This window comes from Streptococcus nasisuis (genome assembly GCF_040836615.1).
GTDB lineage: Bacteria > Bacillota > Bacilli > Lactobacillales > Streptococcaceae > Streptococcus > Streptococcus suis_V.
The window spans coordinates 2,067,072-2,091,629 of sequence record NZ_CP162268.1; the positions used below are offsets into that span (position 1 = coordinate 2,067,072).

The 24,558-nt window shown below is 43.8% G+C and carries 24 protein-coding genes and 2 pseudogenes; 6 read left to right on the plus strand and 20 right to left on the minus strand.

The window, feature by feature from the left end:
* Window positions 1-42: 42 nt before the first annotated feature.
* From AB1F57_RS10455 to udk, 3 genes are all read right to left on the minus strand, one after another.
* Complete coding sequence (locus AB1F57_RS10455; protein WP_105111262.1) at window positions 43-312, minus strand: DUF1294 domain-containing protein; 270 nt, start codon at window positions 310-312, stop codon at window positions 43-45.
* A gap of 185 nt (window positions 313-497) precedes the next feature.
* Window positions 498-1,037 (minus strand): PadR family transcriptional regulator, encoded by a 540-nt coding sequence (locus AB1F57_RS10460; RefSeq protein WP_105111261.1) that lies wholly within the window; start codon window positions 1,035-1,037, stop codon window positions 498-500.
* A 1-nt stretch (window position 1,038) separates the two neighbouring features.
* Window positions 1,039-1,668, minus strand: a complete 630-nt coding sequence (gene udk / locus AB1F57_RS10465; RefSeq protein ID WP_105123473.1) for a uridine kinase — start codon at window positions 1,666-1,668, stop codon at window positions 1,039-1,041.
* 82 nt (window positions 1,669-1,750) lie between these two features.
* On the opposite strand from udk, the gene AB1F57_RS10470 reads away from it, so the two are divergent.
* Window positions 1,751-2,731 carry a Gfo/Idh/MocA family protein gene (locus AB1F57_RS10470; RefSeq protein ID WP_105137413.1) on the plus strand — a complete coding sequence of 327 codons (981 nt, stop codon included), beginning with the start codon at window positions 1,751-1,753 and terminating at the stop codon, window positions 2,729-2,731.
* Window positions 2,728-3,810: a DEAD/DEAH box helicase gene (locus tag AB1F57_RS10475; RefSeq protein ID WP_367985725.1), complete on the plus strand. Its 1,083-nt coding sequence runs from the start codon at window positions 2,728-2,730 to the stop codon at window positions 3,808-3,810. Before AB1F57_RS10470 ends, AB1F57_RS10475 begins: the two co-directional genes overlap by 4 nt.
* Window positions 3,811-4,004: 194 nt before the next feature.
* Here AB1F57_RS10475 and AB1F57_RS10480 read toward each other — a convergent pair whose 3' ends face one another.
* The 13 genes from AB1F57_RS10480 to AB1F57_RS10540 all read right to left on the minus strand — a co-directional run bounded on the left by AB1F57_RS10480 (window position 4,005) and on the right by AB1F57_RS10540 (window position 17,383).
* The gene (locus AB1F57_RS10480; protein ID WP_105137411.1) at window positions 4,005-5,381 is read right to left on the minus strand and encodes a PTS transporter subunit EIIC; all 1,377 of its coding nucleotides are present in this window, start codon (window positions 5,379-5,381) and stop codon (window positions 4,005-4,007) included.
* A gap of 159 nt (window positions 5,382-5,540) precedes the next feature.
* The gene (locus AB1F57_RS10485; RefSeq protein ID WP_105137410.1) at window positions 5,541-5,978 is read right to left on the minus strand and encodes a DUF3284 domain-containing protein; all 438 of its coding nucleotides are present in this window, start codon (window positions 5,976-5,978) and stop codon (window positions 5,541-5,543) included.
* A 44-nt stretch (window positions 5,979-6,022) separates the two neighbouring features.
* A complete protein-coding gene (locus tag AB1F57_RS10490) occupies window positions 6,023-6,340 on the minus strand; it encodes a PTS lactose/cellobiose transporter subunit IIA (protein WP_105111255.1) in 318 nt (105 codons plus the stop codon).
* Between the two features lies 1 nt (window position 6,341).
* On the minus strand, window positions 6,342-6,653 hold the full coding sequence (locus AB1F57_RS10495) for a PTS sugar transporter subunit IIB (RefSeq protein ID WP_105111254.1): 312 nt from the start codon (window positions 6,651-6,653) through the stop codon (window positions 6,342-6,344).
* A 12-nt stretch (window positions 6,654-6,665) separates the two neighbouring features.
* Window positions 6,666-8,660: a BglG family transcription antiterminator gene (locus AB1F57_RS10500; protein ID WP_105137409.1), complete on the minus strand. Its 1,995-nt coding sequence runs from the start codon at window positions 8,658-8,660 to the stop codon at window positions 6,666-6,668.
* 125 nt (window positions 8,661-8,785) lie between these two features.
* Entirely contained in the window at window positions 8,786-9,877 is a 1,092-nt protein-coding gene (locus AB1F57_RS10505; protein ID WP_367985726.1) for a DUF871 domain-containing protein, read from the minus strand.
* A 10-nt stretch (window positions 9,878-9,887) separates the two neighbouring features.
* Window positions 9,888-11,288 carry a glycoside hydrolase family 1 protein gene (locus AB1F57_RS10510; protein WP_170238734.1) on the minus strand — a complete coding sequence of 467 codons (1,401 nt, stop codon included), beginning with the start codon at window positions 11,286-11,288 and terminating at the stop codon, window positions 9,888-9,890.
* Window positions 11,288-12,643, minus strand: coding sequence for a 6-phospho-beta-glucosidase (locus tag AB1F57_RS10515; protein WP_105137406.1), 1,356 nt, complete (start codon window positions 12,641-12,643; stop codon window positions 11,288-11,290). Before AB1F57_RS10515 ends, AB1F57_RS10510 begins: the two co-directional genes overlap by 1 nt.
* Before the next feature lie 159 nt (window positions 12,644-12,802).
* Complete coding sequence (locus AB1F57_RS10520) at window positions 12,803-14,200, minus strand: polysaccharide deacetylase family protein (protein WP_167785785.1); 1,398 nt, start codon at window positions 14,198-14,200, stop codon at window positions 12,803-12,805.
* 132 nt (window positions 14,201-14,332) lie between these two features.
* Window positions 14,333-14,716 carry a VOC family protein gene (locus AB1F57_RS10525; protein WP_105111248.1) on the minus strand — a complete coding sequence of 128 codons (384 nt, stop codon included), beginning with the start codon at window positions 14,714-14,716 and terminating at the stop codon, window positions 14,333-14,335.
* A gap of 158 nt (window positions 14,717-14,874) precedes the next feature.
* On the minus strand, window positions 14,875-15,831 hold the full coding sequence (locus tag AB1F57_RS10530) for an LPXTG cell wall anchor domain-containing protein (RefSeq protein WP_367985727.1): 957 nt from the start codon (window positions 15,829-15,831) through the stop codon (window positions 14,875-14,877).
* The gene (locus AB1F57_RS10535; RefSeq protein ID WP_174853344.1) at window positions 15,801-16,427 is read right to left on the minus strand and encodes a discoidin domain-containing protein; all 627 of its coding nucleotides are present in this window, start codon (window positions 16,425-16,427) and stop codon (window positions 15,801-15,803) included. Before AB1F57_RS10535 ends, AB1F57_RS10530 begins: the two co-directional genes overlap by 31 nt.
* Before the next feature lie 263 nt (window positions 16,428-16,690).
* Window positions 16,691-17,383, minus strand: coding sequence for a phosphoglycerate mutase (locus tag AB1F57_RS10540; RefSeq protein ID WP_105137403.1), 693 nt, complete (start codon window positions 17,381-17,383; stop codon window positions 16,691-16,693).
* 283 nt (window positions 17,384-17,666) lie between these two features.
* Here AB1F57_RS10540 and AB1F57_RS10545 point away from each other — a divergent pair, with 283 nt between their 5' ends.
* The 3 genes from AB1F57_RS10545 to AB1F57_RS10555 are packed head-to-tail and all read left to right on the plus strand — an operon-like array spanning window position 17,667 to window position 21,353.
* Window positions 17,667-18,851, plus strand: coding sequence for an acetyl-CoA C-acetyltransferase (locus AB1F57_RS10545; protein WP_167785784.1), 1,185 nt, complete (start codon window positions 17,667-17,669; stop codon window positions 18,849-18,851).
* A 25-nt stretch (window positions 18,852-18,876) separates the two neighbouring features.
* Window positions 18,877-20,034 carry a hydroxymethylglutaryl-CoA synthase gene (locus AB1F57_RS10550; RefSeq protein ID WP_174853323.1) on the plus strand — a complete coding sequence of 386 codons (1,158 nt, stop codon included), beginning with the start codon at window positions 18,877-18,879 and terminating at the stop codon, window positions 20,032-20,034.
* Between the two features lie 59 nt (window positions 20,035-20,093).
* Window positions 20,094-21,353, plus strand: coding sequence for a hydroxymethylglutaryl-CoA reductase, degradative (locus AB1F57_RS10555; RefSeq protein WP_174853322.1), 1,260 nt, complete (start codon window positions 20,094-20,096; stop codon window positions 21,351-21,353).
* 21 nt (window positions 21,354-21,374) lie between these two features.
* On the opposite strand, the pseudogene AB1F57_RS10560 reads toward AB1F57_RS10555, so the two are convergent.
* Window positions 21,375-21,884, minus strand: a pseudogene (locus tag AB1F57_RS10560) (ATPase); the annotation flags it as partial.
* On the opposite strand from AB1F57_RS10560, the pseudogene AB1F57_RS10565 reads away from it, so the two are divergent.
* Window positions 21,883-22,130 (plus strand): annotated as a pseudogene (locus AB1F57_RS10565) (DNA cytosine methyltransferase); the annotation flags it as partial. The pseudogenes AB1F57_RS10560 and AB1F57_RS10565 overlap by 2 nt on opposite strands.
* A gap of 15 nt (window positions 22,131-22,145) precedes the next feature.
* Here AB1F57_RS10565 and AB1F57_RS10570 read toward each other — a convergent pair.
* From AB1F57_RS10570 to AB1F57_RS10580, 3 genes are all read right to left on the minus strand, one after another.
* Window positions 22,146-22,610, minus strand: coding sequence for a GNAT family N-acetyltransferase (locus tag AB1F57_RS10570; RefSeq protein WP_167785781.1), 465 nt, complete (start codon window positions 22,608-22,610; stop codon window positions 22,146-22,148).
* Between the two features lie 145 nt (window positions 22,611-22,755).
* Window positions 22,756-24,011, minus strand: a protein-coding gene (locus AB1F57_RS10575; RefSeq protein WP_174853283.1) for an ISL3 family transposase whose coding sequence is annotated in 2 segments (ribosomal slippage) — window positions 22,756-23,525 and window positions 23,525-24,011 — 1,257 coding nt in all. Because the reading frame shifts where the segments join, the coding sequence is not laid out codon by codon here.
* A 171-nt stretch (window positions 24,012-24,182) separates the two neighbouring features.
* A complete protein-coding gene (locus AB1F57_RS10580) occupies window positions 24,183-24,545 on the minus strand; it encodes a TIGR02328 family protein (protein ID WP_167785780.1) in 363 nt (120 codons plus the stop codon).
* Window positions 24,546-24,558: the final 13 nt, after the last annotated feature.

Sequence of the window (24,558 nt, forward strand, 5' to 3'; positions counted from 1 at the left end):
AGAACATTTATAGTTCCAAGTAAAAAAGAAAAAGGCTTGCGCCTACTTCATCACCCACAAGAGGATAGCTAGGTCAATCAGGACCCCAACTGTCCAAGCCAATTTAAAATACCATTTTTGGGTCTTGTGACGGAAACGATTGCCGCCTGCCCAGGCACCCAGACCACCGCCCAGGTAAGACATCAAGAGCAGAGTCTTTTCAGAAATCCGATAGGCACCCTTTCTGGCCTTGCCCTTGTCCATACCGTAAGTCAGAAAGACCACCAGGTTCCACACTAACAACAGCATGGCCACAACTTGTTTACTGTCCATTTTTCTCTCTTTCTACTTTCGCTCAATAAAATTCAATCTGGCCGACGGTCAATCCTGCCCAAGCTCTTATTCATCGAGTTGGATTGACATCGAAGATGATTTTCACAGAGCATCACTACTTCAACTTTACCATACTATCCTGATAGAGACAAGAAAAAAACGATTCAAAAAATCTGAACCGTCTTTTAGATATCGTCTAAAGTATCCTGCAACCAATTCAGTTGGGCACGATTTCTAGCAATTGCTCGATTTAGAATCAAGTATCTTCCGAAATTCTCGCGAATCGCTTCCTTATCAGAAAACAGGTGATTTTTCCGATCTTCTAGATGGCGCAAATGCTTGTCAACCAGCTCAATCTGGCCTTCCAATAAAACTGGAATCCGTTTATCATTGCGGTTGCGAATGAAGAACAATTTCAAAGAGAAAATATCTTTCTGCTGTGGTGTGTCTTCATTTGGGACAGACAACCACTCATCTAAGATTTTCATTCCCTCTTCAGTCATCGCATACTGCTTTTCCTTATCGTTACCAGGTACTGGATGACAGGTAATCCATTGGTCGCTGGTCATCCGCTTCAACTCTGGATAGACTTGACTATGGGCTACTTGCCAAAATTCTCCCAAATCACGCTGGACGAACTCTGTTATTTGTTTTCCTGTTACCATACTATCACTGGAAGCCATAATCCCTAAAATGATATTGGGCAACACTCTCTGCTTCGGCATCTTAACCACGCTCTCTCAAAATACTCTCCACCTTGGTATTTATCAAGTCAATAGCCACGACATTGGAAACCCCCTCAGGGATGACAATGTCCGCATAACGTTTGGTTGGCTCGATAAATTGGTGATACATAGGTTTCACTACCGAGGTGTATTGGTCAATAATACTATCCAAACTTCGCCCGCGTTCTAACATGTCTCTCTTGATCCGACGAATAATGCGAATGTCATCGTCTGTATCCACAAAAATTTTAATATCCATCAAATCGCGAAGACGCTGATCCTCAAGCACCAAGATTCCTTCTACAATAAAGACATCTTGAGGGTCTTGACGATAGGTTTTGTCAGAACGAGTGTGTTGGGTATAGTCATAAATCGGAATGTCCACTGCTCGACCTGCTAACAGTTCTCCTATATGATAAATCATGAGATCTGTGTCAAAAGCCAGTGGATGGTCGTAATTGGTTAAGATACGTTCTTCAAATGTCAGGTGAGATTGATTCTTATAGTAAGAATCATGTTCAATCATTGAAATTCGTGCATCAGGAAAATTATCCAAGATCGCGCGAGACACACTGGTCTTGCCGCCGCCCGATCCACCTGTTACGCCAATAATAATCGGTTTCTGTGTCATATCAACTCCTTCTCTTATCAATACTATTTTAACACGAAATGTGCTATAATGGAAAGAATAACACATAAAGAAATGAGATTTTATGCTTAAATTTGGAATTATTGGAACTTCATCCATTTCTCATGAATTTATTAAAGCGGCTCAAAAAAGTCAAGCCTATCAACTAAGCGCCGTCCTGTCTAGAAATATCGAGACCGCCAGAAATTTTTCTGCTCCTTATGAAAATGTAATTTTATACACAGGTATGCAAGAGTTTCTGGCATCGGACTTGGACCTGGTTTATATCGCCAGTCCCAATTCCCTTCATTTTGAACAGGCCAAGGCCGTGCTGGAGGCTGGTAAACATGCCATTGTCGAAAAAACCATGGTATCACGGCCTGATGAATTGGCTAGGCTGAGACAAATAGCCAAGGAAAAAGGTATCTTTCTCTTTGAAGCGGCCCGTAATTACCAGGAAGAGGCATTTGCCATTATTCGTGACTTCCTGGCTGATCAGACTATTTTGGGTGGCTACTTTGGCTATGCCAAGTATTCATCAAAAATGCCTGAGTTGCTGGCTGACCAGACACCCAATATCTTCTCGACAGATTTTTCAGGTGGGGCCCTCATGGATTTAGGTGTCTATACTCTCTATGCGGCTATCGGCTTGATTGGCACTCCCAAGTCTGCTCGCTACACAGCCCAGCAATTGCCATCCAGCTTGGATTTGAACGGTAGTGGACAACTCATTTATGATGACTTCTTCGTGACCATTCAGGCTGGAAAAAATGTGACCAGTGACCTGCCAAGCGAAATCTATACAGCCGATGGTACCTTGGTCATGGATGGTTGCCAACGGATCAGCTCTGCTATTTTCAAAAAACACGACGGTAGCCAAATTGCCCTGCCTGTACAAGTAGCTCCGCACCCCATGCTGGAGGAGGCGGTCAACTTTGCTCGGGTCATCCGGGAGCAAAACCATGAACTGGCGGACCAGTGGCTGGATGTGGCCCAGGCCGTCCACCAAACCCTTTACACCATGCGCAAGGACGCAGGAATCACCTTTAAGGCGGATACGATATGAAAACCAACTTTCCAACTAGCTGGCTGGACCAGCTGACACAGGCCGGATTTGAAGACTTCACTCCGGTTCAAACCCAGGCTTTCGAGCCTATCAAAAATGGACAGTCCCTGCTGGCTGTCAGCCCAACAGGCACCGGCAAGACCCTGGCCTATCTCTGGCCTAGTTTGCTGGCCTTGACGCCCAAAAAAGCCCAACAATTGCTGATTTTAGCACCAAATACAGAACTAGCTGGACAAATTTTTGATGTCTGCAAGACCTGGTCGGAGACGATCGGCCTCACTGCCCAGCTCTTTTTGTCTGGCTCCAGTCAAAAGCGCCAGATTGAGCGACTGAAAAAAGGACCTGAAATCCTTATCGGTACGCCCGGTCGGATTTTTGAGCTCATCAAGCTGAGAAAAATCAAGATAATGAATGTTAACACCATTATCCTGGATGAATTTGACCAGCTTTTTAGCGATTCCCAGTACCATTTCGTGGAAAAAATTATCAACTACGTCCCTCGGGACCACCAGTTGGTCTATATGAGTGCGACAGCCAAGTTTGACCAGGAAAAGATTGGTCCTGATGTGCTGACCTTGGACCTGTCCGAGAAGAAATTGGACAATATCCAGCATTGCTACATGATGGTGGACAAGCGAAATCGTCTAGAAGTCCTTCGCAAGTTTGCCAATATCCCTGATTTCCGAGCCCTTGCCTTCTTCAACAGCCTATCCGACCTGGGCGCTAGCGAGGATAAGTTGCTCTACAACGGTGCCAATGCTGTCTCGCTGGCATCTGATGTCAACGTCAAGTTCCGCAAGGTTATCATCGAGCGGTTCAAAAACCATGAAATCAACCTCTTGCTGGCTACAGATATGCTAGCGCGTGGGATTGACATCGATAATCTGGAATGCGTCCTTAACTTCGAGGTTCCCTTTGACCAGGAGGCCTATACCCACCGCGCAGGTCGTACCGGTCGTATGGGCAAGGAGGGCTTGGTTATCACCCTGGTATCCAGCCCAAGCGAGCTCAAACAGTTGAAAAAATTCGCCCAAGTGCAAGAAGTCATCCTAAAACAACAGGAATTGTATAAGGTCTAAGAACTAAGCTATAATAAACAGATACTCCCTAGCCAGATTGAAGCTAGGGAGTTTTGGTTATTTCCATAGAATGCTGATTAAAATCAGGCTTAATCCTGCAACGATGTTCAGATAGAGATTGCCATACAGTGGACTCACTGCAATGAGAAAGAAACCAACCGAGAGCAAAAATGGATGTTTATTTTTCTTAAACATTACTCTGTTGCAGCCTTCACCTTGTTTGCTGAAATAACAAATGGTGTCCAGATCAGGAAGGCAATGAAGAGGTTGAAGAGTGATACAAGGGCTGCCATCACATTACCACCAGTTGCCAAGTAAGCATACAAGCCTGGAGGTGTAATCCATGGAACCGCTAAGAAGACAGGCGGAATCAAGCCCATAGAGGTCGCTAGATAAGCAATTGTTGCACAAACAGGCGGTACAATCAACCATGGAATAACAAAGAGTGGGTTCAGTACCATCGGAATACCAAAGGTGATTGGTTCGTTGATATTAAAGATTCCCATTGGTGTTGAAAGACGAGCTACTGTTTTATATTCTTCTCGTTTAGAGAAAATGAAGATGGCAATGATGAGCGCCAATGTAACCCCTGAACCACCCATTTGAGCGTAGGCATCAAAGGAACCACGAGTCCATAACCATGGTAAGTCTGCCGCGCTTCTTGTCGCTTCATAAACGGCAGTATTCTCATTGAGGGCAACCCCGTAGATACCATCCATAACTGGTGCCAAAACGTTGTGACCATGTAAGCCAAAGAACCAGAAAAGCTGAACCAAGAAGGTAAGCAAAATAACTGAGCCAATACCTTGAGATAGCCCCATCAATGGCATCTGGATATAGGTTGAAATCACATCACTCAAGGCTTGACCAGTCGCAGCGTAGACTGCATAAGCCAAGATTGAAGATGCGTAAATAGCTGCTGTACCAGGGATGATGGCTACAAAGGCCTTGTTTACCGCAGGCGGTACTGTATCTGGTAACTTGATAGTAATATTCCGTTTTACCAGGCTGGCATAGACAAATGTTGATAGGAAGCCAATGAAGAGGGCGGTGAAAAGACCAGTAGCTCCCGCATATTTCAAAGCAATGGCTCCCCATTCACTTGTTTCAAGTACAGATGCACCATCATTTGTTGCTATTGTCAGCCCCAAGTCTTTCAAAGCTGTTATAACTGAATTATCTAGTCCATCGAGAGCTGTGGAGATTGTCAAGCTCTGTGGCATAGTAGAAATAAAAGAAGCAAAGGAAATCAAACCACCTGCTAAAGGGTTGACCTTGTGCATATTCGACAAATTGTAGCCCAGGGCAAATGAGAAAACGAGGGCCATTATACCAATGGTACCAAAATAGACATAACCATTGACATTTATCAGTGGTTGCATAGCCTCTGCCAAGCCAGTCCACCCCATATTATTTGGGATGTCCCTCAGAAAAACATTGAGCAAGACTGCTACTGAACCGGCCATGGTAACTGGCATCATAGAAATAAAGGAATCTCGAATCGCAACTAAATGCCTTTGCGAGCCGATTTTCCCAGATATTTCCATAAACTTATCAGAAATATTTGACATAATCTGTCTCCTTTTTATTTTTTTCTTCCGCTTTAAACGGTTTTGTGACAAATTTGTAGACAAAGAAAATCAAATCATGATTCATTCCTAAACATAGTCTTTTGCAGAAAACGTACCTCTATGAAACTAGTGGGCAAATGATTTGATTTCTGAAAAATATTATCCGGCTTCTTGTGTGGCATAACGAACCAAGGCATCTAATTGTGCCTCTGTCTGCCGTTCTAAACTTTTTGCCATCAATTTTTCCATCAGGAAATAATTAGCCTTGGTAAAAAAATCCGCAGCTTCCACTCCATAGGAATACTGAATACCGGTATGTCCCTCATCTACAGGAGTCAATTGATAGGTCATCGTTTCCTTGCCTCGATTAGATGAGAATCGGACAGAATAGAGGGATGGACTGGTCAACTCCAGCAGGGTGACTTGGACACTATGCTGATGTTTCTCGCCAAATCGTTTTTGGTAGGTTAAGCCAGCTACCAAGTCAACTTCCGCCGGCTCCTCACCAGTATTTTGCCGATAATCTTCTTTTAAGGACGTCACTATCGCCTCGAAAAGTCGATCAATAGAAACCGGATAAGTTTTTGTGATTTCCATTCCTCCTCCTTTCTATATACCCACAGATGGCTCTATAGCATTGTTTAGCTGTCCAATCGTTCGTACAAACTAACAATCTCTTTGGCCATATCAATGAAGGTAATGGCATTCATCAGATGGTCCTGACCATGCACCATGAGCAAGGATACCTCAACAGATTGTCCACCTGCTTCTTGAGCCAACAGGCTTGTTTGTGACTTGTGGGCAATATTCAAGGAATCATTGGCCTGTTCAAGCTTTGCATGCGCATCGGCAAATTCGCCTTTTTTAGCAGCCTGAATGGCTTGGACAGCCAAGCCTTTGGCATCACCACCATACATGATTAAACCCATTATGGATTCTAAATTGCCTGAAGAATTCATATTATTCTCCCATTAACTTTAGCGCGGCATCTAAAACATTAGCACCATTCATAACACCATAGTCCATCATATTGATGGAATCCACCTTGATACCTGGCTCAAATTTTCCTTTATATTCATTCAAGAGGAATTTGACCTGTGGTCCTAATAAGAGAACATCAATTTCCTTTTGAGCCACTTCGGAGTCAGCTTCAGAAACAGGAACCGCCCAAATAGTAGCTTCAAGACCTTTTTCCTCTGCTGCTTTTTGCATCTTAGTTACCAACATACTTGTTGACATACCTGCATTACATACTAACATAATGTTTTTCATTATCTTTTCCTCCTATTTCTGTTTTTGTATTAAGGGAATAAAAATAGTTACTAATTCATCATAGGTTGGATTGTTCAACAACCGTTTTTGTAGGTCTTTGTCTTTGACAAACTCGACCAGACAGGGGGATATATATTTTATGTGAGAATTTCGCCCCTTTGAAGGGGATAGTAAAAATACAAAATGAACGATTCCCTCCTCACCCCAACGGATACCTTCTTTAGCAATGCCTACTACAATCTGTTCTGAATAGCTCATTGCTACCGCAGGATGAGGGAAGGCCAACGTTTCTTCAAATACTACAGAGCTATAGGTCTCCCGCAGATGAACCTGGTCTAAAAATGTTTCTACAAAACCTGGCTGACTAGATTCATTCAGCTTCATTGTCAACTCTTCCAACAGGGACATTCGTTCCCTATTTTCATCGACTACCACAATCCGACTCGGCCCAAAGACCGCCTCAGCAATCTGACGCGCTTGAGCATGGTCCATATTTTCCCCATGTTCCTCACCCATAGAAAAGGTCAAACCTTGCTGCAAATGTTGCTTTATCTTTGCGACATCCTCTCCGGATAGAAAAACGGAAACCGTGATAACCGGTGTCATAAAGATAAGATTGGATAGACTGACAGATGAGATAATCAACTCAACATCAGACAATCGCTCCTCGGTCACCTCGTAATAGCTGACCACATCTACAATTTCTATACTTGAAGAAAATTCTTTCTCCAGCCGATTTTTCAACATCAAGGCACTACCGACACCTGTTGAGCAAACGACCAATACCTTTGTCTTTCGCTGTGGATTGTACCGTTCAACTGCCGCCATCAAGTGCAGGGAAAGATAAGCCCATTCATCATCTGAAACTTTATAACCTTGAAAGAGGGGCATTTGTCCAAAGACCTCCTTTGTGAGGTCAAAGACTTCCGCATAATCCCTACGAATCTCCTCCGTCAATGGATTATCCAAGACAATCCCATTTTCCAGTCGGATTTTTAGGGGCAACATGTGGGCTAGAATTCCTTTAAACAACTGCTGATCGGCAGAAAGTTCTAAACCGATCTTACGAGACAATTGGAGCAAACTATCTTGAATTTGCTGTCTCAAGGCCACTTCTGCCTGGTCTATTTTGGCCAGATTTTCCGTCAGCTTAACCTTCAAATGAAGGGCAATATAATTTGCTTCTTCCTCAGGAATCAATAGGTCAAAGGCTCCTTCAATTTTCCTGAGAATTTTTTGGGCAACCTGATATTCCTTAGAGCGACTAATTTGTTCTGAAATGGGAAAACGTTCAATAGCAGAGCCAGCCCGCATCCGCTGCAACATCAGGGCGATATGAAGGACCAAATTTTGCAATACAAAATCTGATAGACGCAGACTTGCATCTCGACATTCATCAATCACAATCCTCATAATTTCTGTGAAATTGATGGATGGAAGGAGGTTATTCTCAACGAGTCCATATAAGGTTTTCCCTAGCTGTTCGCTGAAAAAATAATCCATGATAAAATGCCGAATCGCCGTCTCTTTACCAGTGATTTCTAAACCTGCTTTTGTCATATTTAATTCCATATCGTAGGATGACAATAGGTTTCGGATATCAACAATCACCGAGTGGAGGGTTGTTTTACTGATAAATAAGTCCCTTTCCAATTCCGCCAATGTTGGCGACTGTCCTTCAAACAAGAGCTTATTGAGCACAAATCGCTGCCTGTCCACAGCTTCTTCCACCGAATGAAGATTGGTCAGCTGCCTTTTGGAAGAAAGGGAGGATTGCCAAAAGGTTTCAAATGCACGAGAATCATCTACTTGCAGATGATAACCGAGACCAGGCTTTGATAGCAATTGACTCCCGCTATTTTGTAGCGAAGCCGTTAACTGCTTCAGATAGGTTCTAGCCGTACGGTCGCTAATATGCAGCTGCTGAGCAATTTCCAAACTAGAAACGTAATCATCTGGATGGTCGATTAGAAATTCTAATAATCGAATCTCCTTTTTTGATAGCATTTCTCCCTCCTTTCCAAACTTAAAATCTGTATTCAAAGTCCCTGTAGCCCTATAGATTTATAATAACATACACACAAGAAATTGACTATTCTTCTTTTTTCCTTAGCATTGATGAAAGATTGCGACTAAACTACTTTTAAGTGAAAGGCCTGCCATGGCTTCAAAAAGGAAACCAACGGCCAATCCTCAGGATGTATGGTTCCAACGATATTTGCCTTAGGGGATAGCTCCAGTTCCTTAATGACAATGTGGAGTTCTCCTTTGTAGCGACCGTAGAGGTCATTATCAATGATGACAGTCCCGGCTTCTACCTTGCGATATCCATCTGTCTGAGCAGGAATAGATGTATCTTTATATACAACTCGTGGCATGGTTGAACGAATAACATAAGCAGAGATATCCCCACGATAATTGTGACTAAAATCAATAATCTCTCTCTCAATATCGGTCACGTGTTCTGCCAATTGCACTCTGAAAGTCAGAACATCTTCATCGAGCACCTCTTGAATAGACTCTAATTCTTCTTCTATCACGAACTGATTGGAAATCAATACCCAATCAATCAAACCAGTCGCTTTTATCCACGCAATTTGACGAGCTAATTCTTGATGACGGTGTTCTTCTAGAGTTGGTAACCCTTCAGACAAGGGCCATGGGCCCTCTGTTGCAGTCTGCGAGGAGACAAAGGCTGCCGATGTAATCCCCTCTTGTCTATAAAACTCTGACATTTCGAGAAAGTAATCTTCCGAAAGTGCCGTATATTCATGGGGATAAAAATTATGACAGGCAATTATATTCTCTCTATTAGCTCCTGCTTGCAAGAGGTCTGTCAATAATCTTTTATCTGTACTCATGTTCAACTCAATTTTCAGCTGATAAGGATTTTGAGTCAGAGAAACAATTTCTTCCAAGGGTAGAGCTTCATCCAAGCGAATCCCTGCAACTCCGAATGCATGCGCTTTTTCAATAAGGGAATCTTTCCAACCACAGGATTCAATGAAGCCTGGACTGATATCTGCAATCACTAGCATCCCCTTTTGATTGGCATAGGAAATAACTGAACGATACAGGTCAAACACCTCGGAATTATCTGGCCCAATCTGGAGCAAGCTGATAAAAACCCTCCTTGCACCATATCGTTCCATCAAATCAATGTAGCTCTGACATTTCTCCAAGCCATGTCGCTCCGGATAGATTGAAAATCCAAAGTTTGTCATATTCCCCCTCCTACCTACTAAAGCCGTTGGCTTGACTGACTTCCTTAAACCAATAACCTGATTTTTTGATGATTCTTTTTTGAGTGCTCAAATCCAGCTCAACCAAGCCATATCTATTTTTATAAGCATTTAACCAAGACCAGCAGTCAATAAAGGTCCAAAGCATGTAACCCTTACAATTGGCGCCTTCTTGAATGGCTCGATGTAGCTCAATCAAATGGTCTTGAATAAATTCAATCCGATAATCATCCTGAATATAGCCGTCCTCTTTGAAGGCCTCTTCTCCTTCCACGCCCATGCCGTTTTCCGTGACCAGCCAAACGATATTGCCATAGTCCTTTTTCAAATTCATGGCAATGTCATAAAGGCCGCGTTCATAGATTTCCCAGCCACGGTGAGGGTTGATTTTCTTGCCAGGCATATCATAAGAGGCAAAGAAATGTTCCGTCGTCAACAAGTCACCCTCCTCAAAGATTACTTTCGGAGCCTGTACTCGGAGAGGCTGATAGTAGTTGACCCCAAGGAAATCAACCGTATTTTCCCTGATGATAGCAAGTTCCTCTTCTGTAACATCTGGTCTGAGCCCGTATTCATCGATAATGGCTACCAATTCTTCTGGGTAGGCCCCCAATACAGACGGATCCAAAAAGCTCTTAGTCTGGAAAAGTTCGGCAATGCGGGCAGCTTTCTGGTCTTCAGGACTGTCACTCCTTGGGTAGGCAGGAGTCAGATTGAGCACAATAGAAATCTGATGGTCTGGATGCAATTCATGACAGGCCTTAACTGCCAAGGAGCTGGCTAATTGAGTATGGTAAGCCACCGCTACTGCAGCCTTGGCATCAACTTTACAGGGATAATGGTAGGAGCCCAGATAGCCACACTCTACCGGCACAATCGGCTCATTGAAGGTCACCCAGTGTTCCACCAAATCTCCAAATAATTCAAAACATTTCCGAGCGTAGGCTTCATAGGCCCAAACCGTTTCCTTGGATTCCCATCCACCTTTTTCCTGCAAAGCATAAGGTAGGTCAAAATGATAGAGATTGACCAGCAACTTGATACCTAAGGCATTGACCTGCTGAAAAACATCCCGGTAAAATTCCACAGCCCTTGGATTGACCTGACCGACACCGTCCGGGATTAAACGTGACCACTGGATAGATGGCCGAAAAATCGTATGCCCCGTTTCTTTCAAAAGCTCAATATCGTTCTGATAGTTTTTATAAAAAGTGGAGGTCACATCCGGACCAATCTGCCCATGGAAACGCTCCGGCTCAATTCCAAACCAGTAGTCCCAGTTGTTCAAGCCCTTTCCGTCACCTGGCTCTATCCCCTCACTCTGTGGACCAGAGGTGGATGAACCCCAGAGAAATCCTTCTGGAAATTGATAAAATGTCCTTTGTTCTGTCATTATACTTTCCTTTCTGCTTGGATGGCTTCAATGCTGGATGCAAATTGCGGTAAATAATCCGCATGTGCAAGCAATAGGTCTTTTAATAGTTCTTCTGCTTTAGGCCCGTTGGCAATCAAGGGATTGAGATAGAAGGCTTGCAAGAGCAAGTCATAATCACCTGTCACCGCAGCTTCTACCGTTGCTAATTCCATCTCCTTCATCAGCTTCAAATAAGCAGTCACCAGAGGTGGACTTGGCGGACAGCCGAGCGGAATAGCCCCATGAGCTGTAATAATAGCAGTCACCTCCACAACACAATTTTCTGGTAGATAGGGAATCACACCCCGATTGACCGTCGAAACGGTTAACTCCTGGTGGCTGTCATTGTAAATGGCCACAATCAACTGGCAGGCAATGTCGCTGTAATAAGCTCCGCCCCGTTTCTCCAACTGCTTGGGCTTTTCTTGTAAATGAGGGTCGGCGTAGAGCTGGAACAGTTCCTTTTCTACCTCTTGGACCACTGCGGCACGCACCCGCCCAGCCTGGTATTGCTGGAGGGCATCATCCAACATCTCCTTTTCCAAAAAATAATAGCGGTGATAGTCACACGGCAGCAGGCCAATTGTCCGAAGTAAGTCAATTGAAAATTCCAAATTACTGATATTTTTCACCGCATCTGCTGGACGGCTTGCCTGATTCCCATAGAGTTTCTCCATCACTTCCATGGTCCGATTTTTTCCAAAACGGTCCCAAACCTGATGAAAATGAAAATGATTCAAACCGATATGGCGGGTCATAGCCTCAGATTCCTGAAGACCAAGCACCTCTGCGGCAGCCTTCTTTTGCCCAATCGGAATATTGCATAGACCTATCACCTTTTCCCACCCCAGGTAATTGACAATAGCCTCCGTCACCATGCCAGCAGGATTCGTAAAGTTAATCAGCCAGGCATCTGGACAGAGCTCTTTCATTTCAGCAATGATGTTCTTATAGGCTTGAATGGTCCGCAGAGCCTTAAAAATACCTCCAGCTCCATTAGTCTCTTGACCTAAAAATCCATGACTGAGAGGAATGGTTTCATCCAAGTATCGCGCCTGCAATTGACCTACCCGAAATTGAGAGGTCACAAAATCTGCATTTTTCAGAGCGCTTCTCCTATCCAAGGTCGCATGAATTTCCCAGTCAAGACCAGCTTTTTTGACCATGCGTTTGGCAAGTTCTACCACGATTTCCAATTTTTCTCGGCCATCTTCGATGTCCACAAACCACCATTCTTTGATAGGTACTTCGGTATGTCTTAGAATCATTCCTTCTACCAGTTCCGGTGTATAGCTTGAGCCACCACCTATTGTTACGAGTTTGACCATAGGCATTATCCTCCATTTTACTATTACTAAAAGTATACTCTTAACATACTGGATTTGTAAACGGTTTCCAAGACCAAACTTTTCCTTTTCCCTACGGAAAATCCTTGGGTTCTGGGCAAAGAAAAACCTATGCTCATGGTGAACATAGGTTAGATATAATCTTATTTAAGCGCCGGGTCCGGCATCAAATTGATTGTAATAAATCAATTGAGGATTGAGTTCTTGCCCCAGTAATTCACTAGAAGTCACCAACTTGAAGCCTTGGCTCGCAAAATACTGGAGCGTTGGTTCGACACTTTCTACACTGGTAGGGTGGATATCGTGGAGCAAAACGATAGAGCCAGGAATCGTATTGGCCTTAATGGTTTCCAAAATGACCGCAGGATTCCGGCTGGACCAGTCATTGGAATCCACTGACCAATAGATAATGGGCATATTAATGACATTCATGGTCGCTTGATTGACTGCTCCGTACGGCGGCCGCATGAGCTTGGGCTTGTAGCCCAGGATCTTTTCCAGAGCAGCCTGGGTGTCACCAACTTCAGACTGAACAGCCTCTGGACTGATGCCCGTTAACTTCGGATGGTTCCAGGTATGGTTACCAATTTCATGACCTTCGGCCACCATTCGCTGGATAATATCCTCATTGCCAGCAATATTTTTCCCTAAAATAAAGAAGGTTGCTTTGACATTGTATTTCTTCAAAATATCCAAAATCTTTGGTGTCGTCTGGCGGTTGGGACCGTCGTCAAAGGTCAGAGCAATCCGTTTTTGATTGGCCAATTCTTCTTTTTCCTTTTGGTACTTGTCGTAGTTTTCCTGATCTGTGACTGTCAAATGATGACCGGACAAGCAATCATAGAGCTCTGAGATGGAAATGACTAGGGTCTCCACTTGATAGCCTTCTGGCAGTTTTAACAGAAACTGACTCTCTCGGTAGCTGAAGGATAGATTTTCCACATCTTCCTGGCCAAATTTCTGGAGAAGCTGGTCGATTTCTGCCTGCTCTATGCCTTGACTAGCCAATTCTCTCTGCAGGTGAGATGAGACAATGGCACGAAAAACTCCCTGGTCCTCAACCAAATGTTTCAAACTAAAGACCTCTTGCTCCGCTGTCAGTAAAATCTGCTCCACATCCTGTTTTTTCTGAGAAACCAACTTGGTTCCCCGTACCTTGTAAGGCCTTGTTCGAATCCGATAAGCTATGATGTCTTTGTACTCAGAGTTTTCCTTATCCACACTGAAAAAATGCAGTCCTGTCGTTCTAGATTGAGGCCCTTCCTGGCCAAATTGCTTTTTCACCAGTGCTAGGACCTCCTTCTGAATCACCGAAATCGGTTTCCCAGCTTCATCTTCTGGAATGGCAACTTGAACAAATTCTGAACCGATTTTCCCAGCCTGTCGATAAACATTGCTTTCCTTAGAATAGTTCAATTTTAGCTGTTTGACGTCATCTCTCAAGGCCTGTTCCTGGTATTTTCCATAAGCAAAGACCAACATACCAAGGCACACTAAAAAAAGAATGCTATTGACAACCAACAGCGCAACATTTTGTTTTTTCATATAAGCAAATCTCTTTCATAGATATATAACTATCATAGTATAAAAACGACTTTTTTTCAATCAATATTCGGTTTCTGAAAACAGTTACATAAAACAAAAAAGAGCCTAACCTTTTCGACTCCTTTTCATCTCTTAGTCTGCGCGAATAACTTCCACACGGTAGCCATCTGGGTCCGTTACAAAATAGTAACGTCCTGGATTGCCTGGTAATCCACTGAGGTCTGTCGTTGGATAGCCAAGCGCCTTGTGCTTAGCATTGTCCCCTTCCAAATCATCGGAAGAGAGAGCCAGGTGTGAAAAACCATCCCCAACCACATAAGGACCGTGATCGTAATTATAAGTCAATTCAATCTCAAACTCATCACCTGGAAGTGCCAAATACACCAAGGTAAACTTGTGGTCCGGATAATCCTTACGACGGGTTTCCTTAAATCCAAAGGCTTCTTCGTAGAACTTTTGAGAAGCTTCTAAGTTTTCAACACGCAAACAAGCGTGCAACATTTTTTTACTTGCCATGTTAGACTCCTTTTATTTGATACTTAAATTCTATCATAAAATACATGAAAAATCTGATATCTGATATGAAAAGTGGACCATCACAAGGACGGTCCACCTTATATAGTTGATGCTCAATTCCTATTGCCCCTGAGACCAATGGTCATGAACACTCCCTATCAACTATGTTTTCTTTTGCGAGCTGCAAATCCTAGAAGACCCAGACCTGTCAGACCAATAAGAGCAAGGCCTGATTGACTATCTCCGGTATTTGGCAAGCTAGCAGATTCTGATTGAGTTGCTGAAGCTGGACTTACTGACCCAGTTGGAACTGAGAGTTCAGAAGTTGAAACCGGTTCTGGACTAGCTACTGTTGAAGTAGTAACAGGTGCAGCTGGTACTTTGAACTCAAAGGCTGGCAAATAGTGATAAGCCGGTTCCCCTTTTTCCGTTACCAATTCTTCTTCAACGACTGGGTAAGAAGCTGGATCTGCATAGTCTGTACCTGCTAGAAGTTCTGCTTCATTGCTGAATCCATCTTGATCATCATCGGCTGTTAGATCAAAGGCAGGAACTTCATGGTAGGCTGGCTCAAGCTTATCAGTCACTAATTCTTCTTCAACGACTAGGTAAGAAGCTGGATCTGCATAGTCTGTACCTGCTAGAAGTTCTGCTTCATTGCTGAATCCATCTTGATCATCATCGGCTGTTAGATCAAAGGCAGGAACTTCATGGTAGGCTGGCTCAAGCTTATCAGTCACCAATTCTTCTTCAACGACTGGGTAAGAAGCTGGATCTGCATAGTTTGTGCCTGCTAGAAGTTCTGCTTCATTGCTGAATCCATCTTGATCATCATCGGCTGTTAGATCAAAGGCAGGAACTTCATGGTAGGCTGGCTCAAGCTTATCAGTCACCAATTCTTCTTCAACGACTGGGTAAGAAGCTGGATCTGCATAGTCTATACCTGCTAGAAGTTCTGCTTCATTGCTGAATCCATCTTGATCATCATCGGCTGTTAGATCAAAGGCAGGAACTTCATGGTAGGCTGGCTCAAGCTTATCAGTCACCAATTCTTCTTCAACGACTACTGCTGACGCCATGACAGTCAACTCATTACCAGATAAATAGCCACCCACACTTGATTGCCAGTTAATCTTGATGTAGCGAGTAACGGTCCCCTCTGGTAGAAGAGCAGCTTTTTCGTTAGCATTCGAAGCCAGGTTGTTGGTTCACCGACTGCTTGCCATGTCTCACCATCTTGACTAATTTCAAGGCTCAATCCAGTAATATTTCCATTACCAGCGTTATCACGAGGACGATAAATTAGGTGATCGAGAGCTGTACTTTCTCCCAAATCAATAACTAGACTTGACTGAACAGCACGATTATTCTTCCAATAACTATGGTAAAGTGTGTTATCATCACCATCGTAAAGATTGGTTAATGGTTCATTTGCTTGTTCAGCCGTGCTTGCAGTTACATTGACAATTGCTACTTTCAAGCTTGGATTTTTAGCAATTGTATTGGTTTCGAGAACCCCATATGCTTCTGAAGAACCTAGTGGATTACGGGCTGTCACACGGAATCGATAACTTGTGGTTGGCAAAAAATTGTGCATATCAAAGTGAGCATTTTCTGTCCGACCAATTGCAACCGAAGCCATACCGACAGTAAAACGTCGAATAGAAAAACGTTGCCGCTTATCAAATAGTTGCTTTGAAAATTTATTCATTTAACATAGACCTCTCTTTCTTATTATATTAATTATATTGTGTTCACTTTTGATGCATCCTCCTAAACCTACATCATCCATATTGGAACACTTACAAAAGGAGTCTTTCATAGAATGATTTTAATTGCAATCATTTTGTGGATATATCCACTTGATAATTTATTGATATACGAATTCAGTTGTTGTACAAACATAGTTATAAGCGTGATAATTTTATCCGAGCATCAAAAAACACCCAGACCGAAGTCCAGGTGTCCAACCAATTACGCTTCCAAGTAGTACTCTTCCACGATGTTGAGGTTTTCATCCAATTCGAATACAAGTGGTGGGAAGTTTGGAATTTCCACATCCATGATTTCGTCATCAGACAATTGTTTGATGTGTTTTACAAGGGCACGGATAGAGTTACCGTGTGCACCTACGAAGACATTTTTGCCATCTTTCAAGGCTGGAGCAATCTTGTCTTCCCAGAATGGAAGGGCACGCTCAAGCGTTACTTTCAAGTTTTCAGCATCTGGGATAACTGAGTCATCAAGGTGGGCATAGCGACGGTCAGTGTGTGCTGAATGCTCATGATCTTTGGCCATTTCTGGTGGCAAAGTATCATAAGAACGACGCCAGATGTGCACTTGCTCATCACCAAATTCAGCAGCTGCTTCAGCTTTGTTTAAACCTGTCAAACCACCGTAGTGACGTTCGTTCAAACGCCATGATTTTTCAACTGGTACCCATAATTGATCTGCAGCTTCAAGAGCCAAGTTTGTAGTCTTGATAGCACGTTTCAAAACAGATGTATAAGCAAGGTCAAATTCGATACCTGCTTCTTTGATTAATTTACCAGCGTCGATCGCTTGTTGTGTACCTTTGTCAGACAAATCAACGTCAGCCCAACCAGTGAAAAGGTTAGCTTTGTTCCATTCAGACTCACCATGGCGAGCAAAAACCAATTTTACCATTATATGGATTCTCCTTTAAATTTTGAGGTTCCCCTCTTATACTTCTCTATTTTACACGAATTGCGTAAAAAATGCTAGTTTTTCCACAAGCTGTTTACGCTTACATTTTTCTTTCTTGAAAATTCAGCCCTCAGACCTATCCTTCTTCTTATCCATTATGTCAAAAACATGATATAATAGTTAGGCTGAACACGACAGATCCAAGAGGATATTCCGTACTCTAGAAATGCCGGACTTTTTTATCCTTTGCGAACTGAACAATAATAATGAACACGGAGTACTCATGAATAAAGTAGCTATCGTGTCTGCCTACCGCTCTGCCATTGGCAGTTTCGGAGGTAGTCTAAAAGATATAGAAATCGCCGACTTGGGAGCCCAGGTTCTCAAGCAGGCGCTAGAGAAAAAGAATATCCCAGCGGAGAGCATTGACGAGGTCATCTTTGGCAATGTCCTTTCTGCTGGTCAGGGGCAAAATATTGCCCGCCAAATTGCTGTCAAAGTAGGACTTCCGCAAGAAACTTCTGCTTATTCGGTTAATAAGGTCTGCGGTTCCGGTCTCAAATCCGTCTTGCTCGCAGCCCAGTCTATCATGCTAGGCGACAATGACGTCGTCGTTGCAGGTGGTATTGAAATCATGAGTCAAGCACCCTACCTGTCGAAGCACAGCCGATTCGGTGCTAAATTCGGACACTTGGAATTAAAAGATTCTATGCTGACCGACGGTCTGACGGATGCTTTTGAGGGCTACCACATGGGCATTACCGCTGAAAATGTTGCAGAGCGGTATCAGGTCACTCGTGAAGAACAGGACGCCTTCACCTTTGCCAGCCAAGAAAAAGCTGCTCAGGCTATCGCCCAAGGCACATTCGCAGATGAAATTGTCCCAATTAGCCTTCAAACCCGCAAGGGAGAAGTCATATTTGACACAGATGAATACCCACGATTGACACCTCTCGAAAAATTAGCAACGCTCCGCCCTTCTTTCAAAAAGGATGGTACGGTGACTGCTGCCAATGCCTCAGGTATCAATGACGGCTGTGCAGTTCTCGTTCTCATGTCAGAAGAGAAGGCTAAGGAGTTGAATGTCCAGCCTCTAGCCTTCATCGAGGCCTATGCGACTAGCGGATTGGACCCAGCCTACATGGGCTTGGGACCAATTCCAGCTAGCCAGAAAGCTCTACAAAAACTCGGAAAAACAGTGGACGACATTGATTTGTTTGAAATCAATGAGGCCTTCGCTGCCCAGTCCATTCCTGTTGTCAAGGAATTGGGCATCCCAGCAGATAAGGTCAACGTCAACGGAGGTGCAATCGCACTCGGACACCCTATCGGTGCCAGCGGTAGCCGCATCCTGGTGACGCTGATCCACGAACTAGAAAAACGCAATGGAAATCTAGGCCTCTGCTCACTCTGTATCGGAGGCGGTCAGGGAATTTCCCTCATCATTTCCAAGGCGACCACAAGATAAATCACTTGTAAACAAAGGAATTTTTATGAATATTGGTATTGATAAAATCGGTTTTGCGGCACCTGATTTTGTATTAGATTTGGCTGACTTAGCCCAAGCCCGCTCTGTTGATCCTAATAAATTTAAAATCGGATTGCTCCAGTCTGAAATGGCTGTGGCTCCTGTGACTCAAGACATCGTGACCTTGGGGGCACAGGCTGCGGCTAGCATCTTGACCGAAGAAGATAAAGCAACTATTGACATGGTCATCGTTGGTACCGAATCAAGTGTTGACCAGAGTAAGGCTGCAGCCGTGGCTATTCATGGACTCCTCGGTATTCAACCCTTTGCACGGTCTATCGAAATGAAAGAGGCCTGCTACGGTGCAACTGCCGGACTCAGCCTAGCCAAAAGCCACATCAACCAATTCCCTGACTCCAAAGTTCTGGTCATCGCCAGCGATATTGCCAAATACGGTATCGCATCAGGCGGTGAACCAACTCAAGGTGCGGGCGCTGTTGCCATGCTGGTCACTGCTGACCCACGCATCATGGTCCTCAACAATGACAATGTCTGCCAAACCCGCGACATCTACGACTTCTGGCGTCCCAACTATGACAAATATCCGCGTGTTGACGGCAAATTTTCAACCGAACAATACACTGACTGCTTGACTACTACCTTCGACCACTACCAAGAGAAAACTGGGCAACAGCTCAGCGACTTCGCGGCTATGTGCCTCCATATCCCATTCTCAAAGCAGGGGCTCAAGGGCCTCCAAGCCATTGCCAAGGACGAGGAAACCCTGACCCGCCTCTCTGACCGCTTCCGAGAGGCCATCGTTTACAACAAGGTGGTCGGCAACATCTATACTGGCTCGATTTTCCTTTCTCTCCTTTCCCTTTTGGAAAATAGCAGAGCGCTCAAGGCAGATGACCAAGTCCTCTTTTATAGCTATGGTAGCGGAGCTGTCTGTGAAATCTTTAGCGGCCGCCTAGTCGAAGGCTACCAAGAGCACTTGGAACTGGACCGCCTAGACAAGCTCAACCAGCGGACACGCTTGAGCATGGACCAATACGAACAAATCTTCTTTGAAGAAATTGAATTGGACGAAACAGGCACTTCTGCTGACTTGCCTGCTGACCAAAGTCCATTTGCTCTAGCTAAAATCCAAGACCACAGACGAATCTATATCAAAAACTAGTTAGTAACTGGCACCCTTGGCCAAGCCAGGGTGCTTTTCTCATATAGAAAGAGGAAATCATGTCCCATTTCTCAGGATATTACAAAAAAACGCGGCTTGAACGCATAGACTTGCTAGCTCAAGCTCGTCAGCTAGATGAGAAAACCATTACCATTCTCCAGCAAGATGATAATCTCCCAGAAACCGTTGCAGGAAAAATGGCTGAGAACCACCTTGGAACCTTCTCCTTGCCGTTCTCGGTCGTACCAGAATTGCTGGTTGACGGTGTCAGATACAGCATTCCCATGGTCACGGAAGAACCCTCTGTCGTTGCCGCTTGCTCGCTAGGTGGAAAAATGATTGCCAAATCGGGCGGTTTTTCCACCACTATCCACAACCGCCTTATGATTGGTCAAGTCGCACTCTACGACGTTCCTGACATGGACAGAGCCAGTCAGCTCATTGGTCAGGCGGAAGAAGAACTGCTCCAACTAGCCAACGACGCACATCCATCTATTGTCAAACGAGGCGGTGGCGCTAGAAAGATTACCGTCGAGCAAAAGGATGAATTTCTGATTGTTTACTTGCAGGTCGACGTCCAAGAGGCCATGGGCGCCAATATGTTAAATAATATGTTGGAAGGGATAAAAGAACATTTGGAAACTCTATCGCAAGGTCAGGCCTTGATGGGGATTCTGTCCAACTATGCAACGGAGTCCCTAGTAACCGCAGAATGTCGGATAGCCATCTCAAGTCTAGCAATCAGCTCTGCCATTGCCCAAGAAACGGCAAAAAAAATAAGCCTTGCCAGCAAACTGGCTCAGGTAGACCCTTATCGGGCAGCCACCCACAATAAGGGGATTTTTAACGGCCTTGACGCCCTTGTAATTGCGACGGGAAATGACTGGCGGGCGGTTGAGGCAGGCGCTCACGCCTATGCCAGTCGCGACGGACAGTATCGCGGTCTATCGACATGGACTATCCAAGGCGAGGAGCTGGTGGGTTCCATCACACTGCCCCTGCCTATCGCTACCGTCGGTGGTTCGATTGGCCTCAATCCTAAGGTTCAGGCAGCTTTTGCTATTTTGGGACATCCACAGGCGCGGCAACTAGCCTCTATCATAGCCGCTGTCGGTCTCAGCCAGAACTTCGCTGCTCTGCGCGCCTTGGTCACAACTGGTATCCAACAGGGACACATGAAACTTCATGCCAAATCCCTGGCCCTGCTAGCCGGCGCCCACGAAAAGGAGGTCGATCACCTAGCCCACCTCCTGCGCCAAAAAAAACACAGCAATCTGGAGACAGCACAGAAATTGTTAGAAGAAATGAGAAGAAACTAAAAAAAAGAGGGGTCCTCTTTTTTAAGCCTCCACTAACCAGTCTAGCAGGCTCATCTTCTCGATACCGCCATAATTTGCATAGGGTTGAATAGTATCCATAGTCAGTACATACTTGGGGTAGTTGTCTGAAATCTTCTGCAGCGGACGCAATTCCCTTTCAAGCGTTTCAGGCGCAAGAGTTGTTTCACTGACTTGGTAGTAGGCAAAATACCCCTGCTCCGTGACGGCAATGAACTCCACCTCGTACTTATCGGCATTGCCAACATAGACCTTGCTATAACGTCGACATAGCTCCAGAAATACAATATTTTCAATCATATGTCCAATATCTTCCTGATGATCTGGGAGCAATAGGTTTCTAAAACCAAGGTCTACTGTGTAGTATTTTTCTAGACGCTGTAAGAGACTACGCCTTTTTACATCAAACCGAGGAACTGCGTAAAAGAGCAGACTATCTGTAAGGCTGTTCAGATATTGTTCCAAGGTTGCATGTGCGATTTTTACACCCTGACTAATCAGGGTATTTTTTATGCTAACATCAGAGGGGACTGTCAATCGCTCTACCCACTTCTTAAAAGTCAATGGGCGTTACCGCCTCATTACACCTATTGAAGCAGAAAGACTGCAAGACTTTCCAGACGATTGGACAGCTAAGAAAAAACTTTCTGACGGAACTATTGTTGCGTTTCTGATAAAATGCGAATGTTTTTCATGGGTAATGCCTTAGTAACAGAAATCGTTAAAAAAATCGGAGAATTTATAAAAGAACTCGACTGAAATAGTTGAGTTCTTTTATAATACTTCCTCCATCCGTATCTTCTGCTGTTTCAACCCTAGTTGCTCATAAAATGCGACTGACTTCGTATTATCCGCCCAAACATCCAACGTTATATTGTAGCAACCACTTTCCTTGGCATAAGAAAGAGCAAAAGCATAGAGTTCCTTACCAATTCCCTGACCGCGAACCTGCGATGACACACACAAATCATCTATGAAGAGCGTTTTTACAGGCTGTAATACCTGACTCTGGGCCTCTTGAATTTGGCAAAAGAGATGCCCAACTACCTGTCCCGCCGTTTCATAGACAAAAATTAGCTGGTCTGGATTTCCAATCATGGAAGTCAAGTCTGCCTGCGAATATTTTTGCCCACTTTCCCTAAAAATATCGGGTCTCCCCACATGATGAACCTGTAAAATCTCCTCAAGCAGGCTTTCCAGTGCTGGAATGTCTTGTAACTGAGCTGGTCTAATCATCATTTTCCTCCTTCAAAAAAAATAATACAAATCGGTCCTAAGACCGATGAATATTCTGAAAATTCCTTTATACTATAAGTGTATCCTAAAATTTTTCATAAATCTCCTAAAAGTGGCTCTTTGTCAACTGTAGTGGGTAGATGAAAAGCTAACACCTAGAGAGGACGAACTTCGTTCTCTCTTTCTTTATGTTCAAAGCAATCAAAATGCGTTTTTTAAAGTTCTCAAAGTTCCTGAAACCAAAGGCATTTCTTTTAATGACTTTGATGAGATTATTGGTAGCTTCCAGTTTGGCGTTGGAATAAGGCAATTCTAGGGCATTCAAAACCTTGTCTTTATCCTTTAGAAATGTCTTAAATACCGTCTGGAAAATAGGATTAACAGTGGTTATTTCTTGTTCAATTAGGTCAAAGAAATGGTCTGAGTTCTTCTCTTGGAAATGGAATAAGAGAAGCTGATAGAGTTCATAGTGCTGTCGTAGTTCCTCAGAGAAAGACAAGAGTTTTTCCAGGATTTCCTTGTTAGTCAAATGCATTCGAAACATAGGGCGATAAAATCGTTTATCATTGATTTTACGGCTATCTTGTTGTATCAATTTCCAGTAGCGTTTCAAAGCACGGTATTCCTGCGATTTTCTGTCGAATTGATTCATGATTTGAATACGGACACGGTTCATAGCACGGCTAAGGTGTTGAACAATATGAAAGCGGTCGAGTACAATTTTTGCATTCGGAAAAAGCTGTTTAGCAAGTTGATAATAGGGACTAAACATATCCATGGTAATCACTTTGACTCGATTTCTAACCTTTCTAGGATAGCGTAGAAAGTGGTTTCGGATGGTTGCTTGAGTTCTTCCGTCGAGAATGGTGATGACATTTAGGGAGTCGAAATCTTGAGCGATGAAGCTCATTTTCCCTTCTTGAAGGCATACTCGTCCCAACTCATCACCTCAGGTAGGGTATTCCAATCCGTTTCAAACTTGAACTCATTGAGCTTTCTCATAACTGATGATGTTGAGATAGCTAGCCTGTGTGCAATATGTGTCATTGCTTGATTTTCGATGAGTAACTGGGCGATCTTCTGACTAACAGCGACAGATATTTGATGGTTTTTCTTAACAAGAGGAGTTTCAGCGACAGCCATTTTCCCACATTCTTTACACTTGAAACGACGCTTTTTAAGGCGGATAAGGAGTGGGTAACCAGCAGTTTCTAGGTAAGGGATTTTTGATGCTTTCTGGTAGTCGTACTTAGCCATTTGTCCCTTGCATTCTGGACATTTAGGAGCCATGTAATCCAAGTAACCGTGGAGTTCTAAGTGAGTTCCCATATCATATTCATCAGTGATAGTAATATTTTTGTCTTTAATTCTGAGAAAATTAGTGATAAGATTTAGTTGTTCCATATGAGTCTTTCTAAAATGATAGTTTGAGCACTTTTCATTATAGGTCATATGGGACTTTTTGTATATACTCAAAAAGGCTCCATAATTTCCATGGTGGTTTTACCCACTACAGAAATTATAGAGCCCTAAAAGTCAGTCCTCTGGGCTGATTTTTTGTGTTTAACGGATGATTTACAGAAAAATCCCCTTGTCCCGCAAATTGACCAGACATTCTTCCAAGTAAAATACGTCATGCTCTGAATAAATAGGACTGGTCAGTGGAATTTCTTCAACCTCACTATAATACGCTTCCTTCTTCCCACGATAGGTCGACTCCTGCCATTCGGCCGACAGCTTGTAACCTCTTTTCTCCATCTCCTGCATGATCATCTTATAATATTGAAACAATTTAGCCGGAGAATGGGTAAAGACATAGTTGACCGTCGCATGAGGACATCCCCAACCTGCGCCTCGCAAGGCACAACATTCTCTATGCTGTCCCAACAATTGCTGGCGCGGAAGTACAGAGATTAAGCCTTGATGCCAAAGTCGCATTGGATCCCCCCCT

Bases quoted from the DNA above. Each gene is read 5' to 3' on its own strand.
- AB1F57_RS10455 (WP_105111262.1), bottom strand. From the start codon at position 312: ATGGACAGTAAACAAGTTGTGGCCATGCTGTTGTTAGTGTGGAACCTG.
- AB1F57_RS10460 (WP_105111261.1), bottom strand. From the start codon at position 1,037: ATGCCGAAGCAGAGAGTGTTGCCCAATATCATTTTAGGGATTATGGCT.
- udk (WP_105123473.1), bottom strand. From the start codon at position 1,668: ATGACACAGAAACCGATTATTATTGGCGTAACAGGTGGATCGGGCGGC.
- AB1F57_RS10470 (WP_105137413.1), top strand. From the start codon at position 1,751: ATGCTTAAATTTGGAATTATTGGAACTTCATCCATTTCTCATGAATTT.
- AB1F57_RS10475 (WP_367985725.1), top strand. From the start codon at position 2,728: ATGAAAACCAACTTTCCAACTAGCTGGCTGGACCAGCTGACACAGGCC.
- AB1F57_RS10480 (WP_105137411.1), bottom strand. From the start codon at position 5,381: ATGTCAAATATTTCTGATAAGTTTATGGAAATATCTGGGAAAATCGGC.
- AB1F57_RS10485 (WP_105137410.1), bottom strand. From the start codon at position 5,978: ATGGAAATCACAAAAACTTATCCGGTTTCTATTGATCGACTTTTCGAG.
- AB1F57_RS10490 (WP_105111255.1), bottom strand. From the start codon at position 6,340: ATGAATTCTTCAGGCAATTTAGAATCCATAATGGGTTTAATCATGTAT.
- AB1F57_RS10495 (WP_105111254.1), bottom strand. From the start codon at position 6,653: ATGAAAAACATTATGTTAGTATGTAATGCAGGTATGTCAACAAGTATG.
- AB1F57_RS10500 (WP_105137409.1), bottom strand. From the start codon at position 8,660: ATGCTATCAAAAAAGGAGATTCGATTATTAGAATTTCTAATCGACCAT.
- AB1F57_RS10505 (WP_367985726.1), bottom strand. From the start codon at position 9,877: ATGACAAACTTTGGATTTTCAATCTATCCGGAGCGACATGGCTTGGAG.
- AB1F57_RS10510 (WP_170238734.1), bottom strand. From the start codon at position 11,288: ATGACAGAACAAAGGACATTTTATCAATTTCCAGAAGGATTTCTCTGG.
- AB1F57_RS10515 (WP_105137406.1), bottom strand. From the start codon at position 12,643: ATGCCTATGGTCAAACTCGTAACAATAGGTGGTGGCTCAAGCTATACA.
- AB1F57_RS10520 (WP_167785785.1), bottom strand. From the start codon at position 14,200: ATGAAAAAACAAAATGTTGCGCTGTTGGTTGTCAATAGCATTCTTTTT.
- AB1F57_RS10525 (WP_105111248.1), bottom strand. From the start codon at position 14,716: ATGGCAAGTAAAAAAATGTTGCACGCTTGTTTGCGTGTTGAAAACTTA.
- AB1F57_RS10535 (WP_174853344.1), bottom strand. From the start codon at position 16,427: ATGAATAAATTTTCAAAGCAACTATTTGATAAGCGGCAACGTTTTTCT.
- AB1F57_RS10540 (WP_105137403.1), bottom strand. From the start codon at position 17,383: ATGGTAAAATTGGTTTTTGCTCGCCATGGTGAGTCTGAATGGAACAAA.
- AB1F57_RS10545 (WP_167785784.1), top strand. From the start codon at position 17,667: ATGAATAAAGTAGCTATCGTGTCTGCCTACCGCTCTGCCATTGGCAGT.
- AB1F57_RS10550 (WP_174853323.1), top strand. From the start codon at position 18,877: ATGAATATTGGTATTGATAAAATCGGTTTTGCGGCACCTGATTTTGTA.
- AB1F57_RS10555 (WP_174853322.1), top strand. From the start codon at position 20,094: ATGTCCCATTTCTCAGGATATTACAAAAAAACGCGGCTTGAACGCATA.
- AB1F57_RS10570 (WP_167785781.1), bottom strand. From the start codon at position 22,610: ATGATGATTAGACCAGCTCAGTTACAAGACATTCCAGCACTGGAAAGC.
- AB1F57_RS10580 (WP_167785780.1), bottom strand. From the start codon at position 24,545: ATGCGACTTTGGCATCAAGGCTTAATCTCTGTACTTCCGCGCCAGCAA.